Source organism: Streptomyces hilarionis, assembly GCF_024539675.1.
GTDB classification, from domain to species: Bacteria; Actinomycetota; Actinomycetes; order Streptomycetales; family Streptomycetaceae; genus Streptomyces; species Streptomyces hilarionis.
This window is the reverse complement of the sequence record NZ_JAHHIT010000087.1, coordinates 14,988-26,193: the sequence shown is the minus strand read 5'-3', so window position 1 is coordinate 26,193 and position 11,206 is coordinate 14,988. Positions and strand designations below refer to the sequence as shown.

4 protein-coding genes are annotated in these 11,206 nt (G+C 75.7%); 2 read left to right on the top strand and 2 right to left on the bottom strand.

Annotated elements, in window-relative coordinates; genetic code table 11:
- Positions 1–6: 6 nt before the first annotated feature.
- Positions 7–7,047 (bottom strand): type I polyketide synthase, encoded by a 7,041-nt coding sequence (locus tag KMS84_RS21945; protein WP_256918118.1) that lies wholly within the window; start codon positions 7,045–7,047, stop codon positions 7–9.
- A 666-nt stretch (positions 7,048–7,713) separates the two neighbouring features.
- Here KMS84_RS21945 and KMS84_RS21940 point away from each other — a divergent pair.
- Positions 7,714–8,910 carry a serine hydrolase domain-containing protein gene (locus KMS84_RS21940; RefSeq protein ID WP_256918117.1) on the top strand — a complete coding sequence of 399 codons (1,197 nt, stop codon included), beginning with the start codon at positions 7,714–7,716 and terminating at the stop codon, positions 8,908–8,910.
- Here KMS84_RS21940 and KMS84_RS21935 read toward each other — a convergent pair.
- Positions 8,900–9,499 carry a TetR/AcrR family transcriptional regulator gene (locus KMS84_RS21935; protein WP_256918116.1) on the bottom strand — a complete coding sequence of 200 codons (600 nt, stop codon included), beginning with the start codon at positions 9,497–9,499 and terminating at the stop codon, positions 8,900–8,902. The genes KMS84_RS21940 and KMS84_RS21935 overlap by 11 nt on opposite strands.
- Before the next feature lie 144 nt (positions 9,500–9,643).
- Between KMS84_RS21935 and KMS84_RS21930 the strand changes: the two genes are divergently transcribed.
- Positions 9,644–11,074 (top strand): MFS transporter, encoded by a 1,431-nt coding sequence (locus KMS84_RS21930; protein WP_256918115.1) that lies wholly within the window; start codon positions 9,644–9,646, stop codon positions 11,072–11,074.
- Positions 11,075–11,206: the final 132 nt, after the last annotated feature.

Here is an 11,206-nt window from a genome sequence, read left to right as displayed (position 1 = left end):
CGCCCGTCACCAGCCCGAGGCGGTGTAGACGACGGCGGTGGCGGACTCCTCGCCCCAGGCGAGTTCCCGCAGCAGCGCTGCCGTCCCCTCCTCGGGGTCGATCAGCCTGATCCCGCGCCGGGCGTACTCGCGGGCGAGTTCCGCCCCGACCATGCCGGCGTGCCCGTCCGAGGGGGCCCAGGGACCCCAGTGCACGGTCACCGCCCGTCGGCCGGTGCGCGCGGCGAAGGCCGCTCCGAGGGTCTCCAGCGCGTCGTTGGCGGCCGCGTAGTCGACCTGGCCCCGGTTGCCCACGACGGCCGAGACCGACCCGAACAGCACGGTGAACGCGGGCGCCGTCGGCAGCTCCTCCAGCGCGGTGAGCAGGGCGTGGGCGCCGGTCGCCTTGGTGCCGTACACCCGCCGGAAGGACTCCGGGCTCTTCTCGGCCAGGAGCCGGTCCTCGATCACGCCGGCCGCGTGCACCACGCCGTCGAGCCGGCCGTGTTCGGCGTGGATCTCCTTGACCGCCTGCAACACCGCCTCCGGTTCGCGGAAGTCGACCGGGCGGTAGCGGGCCCGGCTGCCCAGCGCGGTGAGTTCGGCGAGGGTCGCGGTGATCTCCCGCTGGGCCAGCAGCAGTTCGGCGGCGCGGTTGATCTCGGCCGGCCGCAGGCCTCCGCGAGCGGCGAGCGCGGCCCGCAACTCGGCAGGGGTGCCGGCGGCCGCGGTGTCCGCGGCCTCCGGGCCGTCCGGGGCGGGGGTGCGGCCGAGCAGTTCCAGACGGCAGCGTGACGCGCGGGCGAGCGCGGCGGCGAACTGCGCCGTGATGCCGCGCGCCCCGCCCGCGAGCAGCACCACCGAGTCCCGGTCCAGGCCGAGCGCGGCCGCCTCCGCGGCCCCCACCCCGGCCGGTCCCGCCCCCGTGTCGCCGAGCGGGCCGAGCGGCGCCGCCATCAGGGCGAATCCGTGCCGGCCGGCCGCCGTCCGCAGCACGACGGGCGTGCGGTCCGGAGCCAGGGCCTCGGCGACGACGGCGTCGGCGACGGCCGTCGGCGAGACGTCGGCGAGTTCGACGATGCGGGCGACGGTCTGCGGATACTCCCGCGCCACCGTCCGGAACAGGCCGCGCAGGCCGGCCGTGCGGGGGTCGGGCGCCTCGCCGTCGGCGCTCCGGACGGCCAGCAGCCGGACCGGGCCGTGCGCCAGGGCGGCCTTCAGCACGGGGAACGCGTCGGGCAGCACGGGGGAGCCGTCGCCGTCGGCGAGGGCCCCGAGCCACAGCACGCCGTCCACCGGCCCGTCCGACTCCGTCAGGACGTGGTCGTGGGGGCGGACGACGACGTCGGCGCCGTGGGACGCGAGCCGGGCGGCGGTCTGCGGGGCGTCGCCGAGGACGATCCAGCGGGCTCCGGAGAGCGCGGCCGCCGGGTCGTCGGCGGCGCCGGGCCGCTCATCGAGCGGGACCGGTCGCAGGATCCGCCGTGCGGGGGCCTCGCCGGTGACCGCGTCCGGCCCGGTCGCCGCCGTCGGCTGCCCGGCCGGTTCCCGGACCGGTTCCGCGGCCGGGGCGGCGGGCTCCGGGGCCGGTGCGGCGGTCCGCCCGGCGGGGCCGCCCAGGCGGGCGGTCAGCCAGGCCGTCACGGCGGCGGCCGTCCGCGCCTTCGCCAGCTCCTCCAGCGCGTCGTCGTCCAGGCCCGCGAGGTCGGTGTCCGCACCCGCGCCCAGGCGGCGGGCCAGCTCGCCCGCTATCTCGGCCCGCTTGATGGAGTCGATGCTGAGGTCCGCCTCCAGATCGAGGTCGGGTTCGATCATGTCGACGGGGTAGCCGGTGCGCTCGCTGATGATCTCCAGGACGACCTGCCCCACGTCGACCGCGCCCTCCGGCTCCCGGACGGGCTCCGCGACGGCCGGCGGCACGACGGCGTCGGCGGGGACCACGGCCGTCGACTCCGCCCGGGCGGGCAGGAGTTGACGGGCGTCCTGGATCACCTGGGGGCCCGGCGCGGGGAGCGGGGCGGGCCGCGCGCCCGGATCGGCGCCCAGGTAGGTCATCAGCACGTCGCGTTGGGCGGCGATCATCTCCCGGCTGGTGCGCAGGAACTCGGAGACGAGCGCGTCCCGGTCGGAGGGGACGCCGTGCGGGGGGTTCGTCGTCACAGTCGTCGCTGTCCTCTCGGTGGGGTCCACGACACGTCGGGCCGGCGCCAGCGCACCGGGAAGGAGGGCGCCGTCGGCGGTGCGCACCAGCTGGCCGTCGACCGTCCAGCCGGGCCGCTTCGGCGCCGGGGCGCGCAGCGCGTCCACCGCGTCACGGCCGCGCAGCAGCCACCCGGCACGCACCGGCAGCCCCGCGACGGCGAGTTCGGCCAGCGCGTCGAGCCAGCCGCGCAGACCGCTGCCGGGCCGGGGCTCGCAGGCCACCGCGGTGTGCGGGCGGTCGCCGAGGATCCGGCCGATCAGCCGGGTCAGCACCGCGCCCGGACCGGCCTCGACGAAGACGCGCGCCCCGGCCTCGTACATGGCCTCGATCTGCTCCACGAAGGCGACCGGGGCGCCGATCTGGGCGGCGAGCCCGGCCCGCACGGCGTCCCCGTCGGCGGGGTAGGGGGCGGCCGTGCGGTTGGACCACACCGGGAACTCCGGCGCGTGGACCGGCCGGGCCGCGAGCGCCTCGGCGAAGTCGTCGACCGCGCCGGCGACCAGCGGGCTGTGGAAGGCGCACGCGACGGGGATGCGCTTGGCTCCGTGCCCCGCCGCGCGCAGCAGCCGGACAGCCTCGACCACGGCCTGCGTGGGCCCCGAGATCACCGTCTGCCCGGGCGCGTTGCGGTTGGCGACGACGACGCCGTCCGGTGCGCCCGGCGCCCGGAGCGCCCGCGTCACCTCCTCGGCGCCGGCCGACACCGCCGCCATGGTCCCGGGGTCGGCCCCGGCGCTCCCGTCGCCCCGGGCGGCCCCGGCGGTCTCCGCCGCCCGCAGGATCGCCGCCGCCCGCTCCACGCTGAGTTCCAGCAGCGTCTCGGGGGTGAGCGCGCCGGCCGCGCACAGGGCCACCAGCTCGCCGTAGCTGTGACCCGCGGCCATGTCCGGCTGCACCCCGGCCGCGGTGAGCACGGCGTGCGCGGCGAGACCCGCGACGCCGAGGGCGGGCTGCGCCACGCGGGTGTCGGTCAGCGCGGCGCTCTGCCTCTCGCGCCCGGCGTCGTCGAACGCGGCCGGCGGGTACAGGGCGTCGGCGTGGGCGCGGCCGAGCTCCAGGTAGGGGCGCAGCTCGGGGAAGGCGACGAACAGGTCGGCGAGCATGCCGGTGCGCTGGCTGCCCTGGCCGGGGAAGAGGAAGGCGACCTTGGCGTCCTGCGGGGCGCCGCCCTCGTCCGCGCCGGCGGGCCCGGCCCGGTACATCCCGCGCACCGGGGCGTGCTCCCCTGGGCCCGCGTCCCCCTCCTGGCCGACGGGACCGGCCGTGGCCCGCAGCAGTTTGTCCACCAGGTCGTCCACGTCCGTCGCCACGAGGGCGAACCGGGCGGGGTCCGTGCTCGCGTCCGAGCGCCGGGCCGCGCCGAGCGCGAGGTCGCGAAGCCGCCAGGGCCGGCCCGGCGCCCGGGCTGCCGTCAGCAGGTCCTCCATCGACCGGCGGGCCGTGGCCTCGTCCCGGCCGCGGAAGACGAACAGCTCGGCCGGCTGGACGTCGGCCCCGCGCACCGGGGGGACGCCGTCCGCGTGGGCGGCCAGCACCACGTGGAAGTTGGTGCCGCCGAACCCGAACGCGCTGACGCCGGCGAGCCGTTGCTCCGCCGGCGCCGCCCAGGGGCGGGCCTCGGCGTGGAAGGCGAAGGGGCTGGTGTCCGCCTCCCAGGCCGGGTTGGGCGACTCGACGTGCAGGGTGGGCGGCCGGACGCCGGTGTGCAGGGCCAGCAGCGTCTTGATCAGCCCCGCGAGACCGGCGGCGCACTTGGTGTGCCCGATCTGCGACTTCACCGAGCCGAGCGCGCAGCCGCCGGGCGTGGCCCCTGCCTCGGTGAACACCTCGCTGAGGATGCGCAGTTCGGTGCGGTCGCCGACGACCGTCCCGGTGCCGTGCGCCTCGAGGAGGCCGACCTCGGCCGGTGAGACGCCCGCGTTGCGGTAGGCGCGTTCCAGGGCCGAGCGCTGGCCCTCGGGTCTGGGCGCGGTCAGTCCGAGGGAGCGGCCGTCGCTGGACGCGCCCAGGCCCTTGATGACCCCGTAGACGCGGTCGCCGTCCCGCTCGGCGTCCGCGAGCCGCTTCAGGACCAGGCAGGCGACCCCCTCGCCGAGCGCGATGCCGTCCGCCGAGCCGTCGAAGGCACGGGAGCGGCCGGTCGGGGACAGGGCGTGCACGGAAGAGAAGAGGACGTAGTCGTTGATGCCGTTGTGCAGGTCGGCGCCGCCGCACAGCACCACGTCGGAGGTGCCGCCGACGAGTTCCTTGCAGGCGACGTCCACGGCGGCCAGCGACGAGGCGCACGCGGCGTCGACGGTGTAGTTGGCGCCGCCGAGGTCGAGCCGGTTGGCGACGCGGCCCGAGATGACGTTCGCGAGCATGCCGGGGAAGGAGTCCTCGGTCAGCCGCGGAAGCTGGTCGTCCAGGCCTTCCGGCACGCGGCCGTAGTAGGAGGGCAGCACCGCACGCAGCGTGGCCGCGTTCGACAGGTCGCTGCCCGCCTCCGCGCCGAACACCACGGAGGTGCGGGAGCGGTCGAAGTCCCGTCCTTCGTCGCCGTATCCGGCGTCGTCGAGGGCGCGCCGGGCGGCCTCCAGGGACAGCAGCTGCACCGGCTCGACGTGGCCGAGGGAGGCCGGCGGGATGCCGTAGCGCAGGGGGTCGAAGGGGATGCGGGGGAGGAACCCGCCCCACTTGGAGGGGGTGGACTCGCCATGGTGGACGGCCGGGTCCCAGCGGTCGGCGGGGACCTCGCCCACCGCGTCCACGCCGCCGACGACGTTCGCCCAGAACGCGGGCAGGTCGGGGGCCTCGGGGAACATGCACGCCATGCCGACCACGGCGATGTCGAGCGGGGCGGGCGCGAGGGGCGCGGGAGCCTCCCGCGCCGGGGCGCTCTGCGCCGCCCGCCGGGCGAGATGCTCGACGGCCCCCGTGGTCACGGACTCGTGCAGGGCCGTCAGGGTGGTGGCGGCCGAGCGCAGCACGGCCACCTCGCCCGCCATGAACATCCCCTCGGCGAGCTGGCGTCGCTCGTCGACGGGGACGAGCGCGCCGTCGTCGCCGCGGGTCACGCCCTTGCTGGCCAGGCGCAGCCGGCCGACGTTGAGCCGCTCCAGTTCCTCCCAGATCCGCCGGTCGGCCACGCCCTCGGCGCGCAGCCGGGCCTCCCGGTCGCGGAAGTCCGCGGCGAACGGGCTGGGCACGCAGCGGGTCGCGTGCCCCGGCGCGGACTCCAGCAACGTGGTGGCGTCCGCGTCCATGACCTGTCGCCGGAACAGCGGCCGGATCGCCCCGCAGGACACGGCCTCCTCGGTGAACAGGTACGCGGTGCCCATCAGCAGACCGACGGCCGCTCCGCGCGCGGTCAGCGGAGCGGCGAGTGCGGCGACCATCGCCGCGGACCGTTCGTCGTGCACCCCGCCGGCGAAGAACACCTCGACGTCGTCCGCCGGTCGGTTCTCGAACCAGTCCTCCAGTACCGTGAGTTGGGCCTCCCAGAGCGCGAAGCTGCCACGCGGCCCCACGTGCCCGCCGCACTCCGAGCCCTCGAACACGAACCGGCGCGCGCCGGACTCCAGGAACTGCCGCAGCAGGCCCGGTGAGGGCACGTGCAGAAAGGTGCGGATGCCGTCCTGCTCCAGGGCGCGGGCCTGGGACGGACGTCCGCCCGCGATGATCGCGTGCGTCGGCCGCAGCTCCCGTACCGCCTCCAGCTGGGCCGCGCGCACGTCCTCCGGCGCGAAGCCGAGGACGCCCACGCCCCAGGGCCGGCCGGCCACCGCGTCGCGCGTCTCGGCCAGCATCGTCCGCGTCCGCGCGCCGTCCGCCAGCGCCAGGGCGAGGAAGGGCAGCGCCCCGTCCGCGGCCACCGCCGCGGCGAACGCGGGGGTGTCGCTCACCCGGGTCATCGGCCCCTGCGCGACGGGGAGCCGGGTGCCGAGCGCCCGGCTCATCGGCGAACCGGGCCGCAGCGCCCGCGCGGCGCCGTCGTCGTGGACGGCGTCCAGCATCGCGTCGCGCAGCGCGCGGACCGTGCGCCGCACGTCGTTCCAGCGTTCGGCGAACCGGGCGGCGAGGAAGCCGTCCTGGCCCACCGGGAGCACCTGGGTGCGCGGGTCCCGCGCGCCGAGCATCGCCGCCACCTCTCGCGGTCCGGCGTCCTCCGCGAGCCGGGGGGCGTCCGGGCCCCGCCGAGGCAGGACACGGTGACCGGCCACCACGACGGTCTCCGAACCGTCCAGGGTGCGCAGCGCGGCGGCGGCCGGCTCGGGCAGCGCCGACTCGGCGAGCAGGGCGAGCTGGCCGTCCAGGACGACCCCGGCCGCGCCGCCGGCCACGGCGGCGGCGGCCGTCCGCGGGCCGATGCCGCCGCACGCCCACACCGGCGCCGTCACCTCGGGCGCGGCGAGGAGCTGCTGGAGCAGGACGAAGGCGTTCAGGGCGCCGACGCGGCCGCCGCACTCGGCGCCGCGGGCGATCAGGCCGTGCGCTCCGGCGCGTTCGGCGTCCCGGGCGCCCGCGAGGTCGGTGACCTCGACCAGGACCCGGAAGCGCGCCGCGAGCTCGGCGACCGGCCAGCGGGCTCCGCTCGCTCCGACGGCCGGGCTCGCCGCGTCGGGAGCGAGGACGACGGTGTGGGGACCGTCCGCGTCCAGGTCGGCGGGGGTGAGCCGGCAGTGCGCGTCGACCCGGACGCCGAACCCGCCCGGAGAGGCGCGCCGCAGCCGCGCGAGGGCCTCGCGCGATCTTCGGTCGCCCGGTCCGAGGTCCAGCACGCCGAGGCCGCCGGCCCGGCCGACCGCCAGGGCGAGACCGGCGTCGGGCTCGCCGAACGGAGTGATGCCGATGATCATGTCCTCGGAACGCACAGCGGACGTCATGATTCTCCGAATCAAGGGTGAGACTGCACGGTGGGGGGTTCGGGACAGCAAAGGCGGCTCACCGGATTCCGGCGGGGAGAGGTCCACCGCGGAACGCCGTTCTGTAGCGCGTGCTCGAAACGCGTTGAAAGGTAGTGGCCTTGTTACTCACTGGTCAACGTTCGAACGATCGGCCGGTGACCGGCCGTAGCGATTCGGTCAGACGCACGCGACGGGCCAGGGGGGAGGAAAACGGATCAATTCCGGTTGCCTCGGGGCCTGTTCATGCCCCGGTCACTCCACGGAAACTTGATTGACCGTCAGAAATGGGCTCCTTTGGACCGCATGTCCCCGGACGGACGCCTGTCGTCGGCGTCGATCCGGTGGCCGGGAAAAATCTGTGTGTCGCCCCCGGAGTGACCGGAAGGGCCCCTGCTCGCCCGCGGCCCCGCCGCTCACCCGTCGGGACGGGTCTTGACGCCGGCCGGGCGGCCGCGAAGACTGCGATGACTGCGCGGTCAGACCGGTCCTCGGGAGGTCGTCGACCGGTCCGGCCGCGCGGCCGCGCACAGCGGGACGGCGCTCCCGCGCGCGGCGCTCCTCCGTACGGGTTCTGTCCGGACCCGGGGCGCCGGTGTCCGAGTGTCAGCGACCGGGCCGGTGTGAGGATCAGCCCATAGTGCGCCTATGACGCGTACTCGTACGGCGCTGCTGTGCGCCGCCGCACTCCTCGCCTCGACCCTCCAGACGGCGGTCGCGGCCGCCGGTCCCGGCCACCCCGACCGGGCCTGCGCCGCCACCCGCAGCCCCGACGGCCAGGCGCGCAAGGTCCTCGACATCGTCCGCCGGGCCAAGAAGGAGCTCGACCTCAAGGCCGCGCTCGTCAAGGTCACGATCGACGGGCGCGAGCTCGTGACGGGGGCCGTCGGCGAGTCCATGACGGACGTGCCCGCGACCCCCGCCATGCACTTCCGGACCGGCTCGGTCGGCATCGCCTTCATGGGCACCGTGCTGCTCCAGCTCGTCGAGGAGCGCAAGGTGGACCTCGACGCCCCCGTCTCGCGCTGGCTGCCCGACCTGCCGCACGGCGACGAGATCACCCTGCGCATGCTCGGCGACTCCACCTCGGGCCTGCACGACTACGTCACGGACCCGGCGTTCCTGAAGCAGCTGTACGCGGACCCGTGGCAGCACTGGACGCCGAAGGAGCTCGTCGCCTTCTCCCTCAGCCACCCCCTCTGGTACAAGCCGGGCACGAACTGGAGCTACTCGCACGCCAACTTCGTCCTGCTCGGCCGCGTCCTGGAGAAGATCTCCGGGACCCCTCTCGCGCACCTGCTGAGGCAGCGCGTCCTGCGCCCCCTGGACCTGCGCAACACCCGCAGCAACGACACGGCGGAGATCCCGCAGCCCGTGCTGCACGCCTACGACGAGGAGCGCGGCACCTACGAGGAGTCCACGTACTTCAACCCGTCCTGGACCACCGCCCCGGGGGCTGTCATCACCCAGGACATCTGCGACCTGGCCCGCTCCGGCCAGGGCATCGGTTCGGGTGAACTGCTCTCCAAGAGCTCCTTCCGCACGCAGCTGAACCCGGGGACGGTCGGGCTCGGCCACGCCACCGCCACCTGCCCCGCCTCGGTGTGCCTGCCCATGACGAAGAACTTCCACTTCGGCGTGGGCGTCATCGTCAAGAACGGCTGGGTGCTTCAGAACCCGTCCTTCTTCGGCTATGCGGCCGTGATGGCGTACGAGCCGCACAAGCGGCTGTCGATCGCGGTGTCCACGACGGTGGGCCCGAACGCGCCCGGCGGCAACAACTCGCAGGTGATCACCGAGCGGATCGCCCGGCTGCTGGACCCGCAGCACCCGCTCACGGGCTGACCCCGGCCGCCCCGCGCCCGGCGCGCACCCCGTCCAGGGCGATGGCCAGGACGCGGTCGCGCTGGGCGTCGTCCGTGAAGGAGGTCGCCGTGACCCCGGCGACCAGGCGCAGCAGGTCGCCGAAGTCCATGTCCGCGCGCGCGACACCGGCCTGCTGGGCCCGCTCGAACAGCGGGCCGCAGGCCCCGTACAGCGAATCGCGGCAGGCCTGGAAGATCTCCGACTCGCCCTCCAGCGCCTCGCGCACCGCCCGCTTGGTCACCATGTAGCCGGCGAACCGGTGCACCCAGGCCGTGAGCCCCTCCCACGGCTCCAGGCCGGCGAGCTCCCCGGCCGACCGGCACAGCGCGTTGACCTCGTCCGCGTAGACGCTCTCGAAGAGCGCCCGGCGGGTCGGGAAGTTCCGGTACAGCGTGCCGATGCCGACCCCCGCGCGCCGGGCGATGTCCTCCAGGGAGGCCTCCGAGCCGTGCTCGGCGAACGCCTCGCGTGCGGCGGCGAGCAGCGCGTCGTAGTTGCGGGCGGCGTCCCTGCGGGCGGGGCGCTGGGCCGCGACGATCTCGGTGATGGGGAACTGCTGGGCCGGCACGCGCTGCCTCCAGGGCGACTCGGTTGAAGCGGAGGTATGCCTCCGCTATGGTGGAGGGGTGCCTCCACTTTAACAGTCCCGAGGCCCCTTCCTCGTTTCCCCTTCTCGTCTCCCGTGTCCGGGAGTCCCTCCGAGAGGCTTCTCATGCCCCGCACGTCCACGCGCCTCACCTTCGCCGTGCTCGCGGCCGGTGCCGGCGTGTTCTCCATGCTCCAGTCGCTGATAGCGCCGGCCCTGCCGACCGTCCAGCACGCCCTGCACACCTCCCAGTCCACCGCGACCTGGGTGATGACCGCCTATCTGCTGTCCGCGTCCGTCTTCACCCCGATCCTCGGCCGCGTCGGCGACCTCGTCGGCAAGAAGCGCACCCTCGTCGGGGTGCTGCTCGCCGTCCTGGCCGGCTGTCTGCTCGCCGCGCTCGCGCCCGACATCGGCGTCCTGATCGTCGCCCGGGTGATCCAGGGCGTCGGCGGCGCCCTGTTCCCCCTCTCCTTCGGCATCATCCGCGACGAGTTCGCCCCGTCCCGGGTGCCCGGCGCCATCAGCAACCTGTCCGCCGTCATCGCCGCGGGCGGCGGCGTCGGCATGGTCGCGGCCGGACCCATCGTCACCGCGCTCGACTACCGCTGGCTCTTCTGGATCCCCGTGGGCATCGTCGCCGCGGCCGCGCTGATCGCCCTGCGGTACGTCCCCGAGTCCCGCGACCGGGCGCAGGGCAGCGTCAACTGGCTCGGCGCCCTGCTGCTGTCGGGCTGGCTGGTCGCCCTGCTGCTGCCGCTCAGCCGGGCGGGCGTCTGGGGCTGGGGCTCGGCCCGGGTGACCGGCCTGCTGCTGCTCGCGGCCGTGCTCCTCGCGCTGTGGCTCACGGTCGAGGCCCGCTCCCGCTCCCCGCTGATCGACCTGCGCATCATGCGCCTGCCGGCGGTGTGGACCACGAACCTCGCCGCCCTGCTCTTCGGCGCGGGCATGTACGCGATCTGGTCCTTCCTGCCCGGGTTCGTCCAGACGTCGCGGACCGCCGGCTACGGCTTCGGCGCGAGCGTCACCGCCTCCGGGCTGCTCATGCTGCCGATGCTGCTCGCGATGTTCGTCTCCGGCGTGCTCAGCGGCCGTCTGGAACCGCGCGTGGGCGCCAAGGCCCTGCTCGCCGCCGGCGCCGCACTGGGCGCGCTGGCCCTGGGCTTCCTCGCCCTCTGGCACGACGAGCAGTGGCAGGTCGCGCTCGTGGCGGGCGTGTTCGGCCTGGGCATCGGTCTGGCGTTCGCCTCGATGGCCAACCTGATCGTCGGCAGCGTGCCCGCCGCGCAGACCGGTGCGGCCACCGGCATGAACGCCAACATCCGCACCATCGGCGGCTCCATCGGCGCCGCCGTCACGAGCCTGCTGGTCACCGGCCGGCTCCAGCCGTCGGGACTGCCGTACGAATCCGGCTACACCCACGGCTTCACCCTGCTGGCGCTGCTGTGCCTGGGCGCCGCTCTCGCCGCCCTGTTGGTCCCCGTCCGCCGCGCCGCCCGCCCCTCGGGCCCGGCTGCCCGCCGGACGCCGTCCGCCGCGCCCGCCCCCGTGCGGTGACGGACGGCCGCACGGCCCGGCCCGGTCGGACCCCGGCCTCGGGGGCGGCCGCTCCGGGGGCCCGGCGCCCACGGGGTGCTCGGCGGCGGGGGACTGCGGTGGCGGCCGCTCGCGGCGGGGCGGTCCACCGTC

What these genes read in the sequence shown, in the direction of transcription:
- KMS84_RS21945 (WP_256918118.1), bottom strand. Translation starts at nt 7,047, where the DNA reads ATGACGTCCGCTGTGCGTTCCGAGGACATGATCATCGGCATCACTCCG.
- KMS84_RS21930 (WP_256918115.1), top strand. Translation starts at nt 9,644, where the DNA reads ATGCCCCGCACGTCCACGCGCCTCACCTTCGCCGTGCTCGCGGCCGGT.
- KMS84_RS21940 (WP_256918117.1), top strand. Translation starts at nt 7,714, where the DNA reads ATGACGCGTACTCGTACGGCGCTGCTGTGCGCCGCCGCACTCCTCGCC.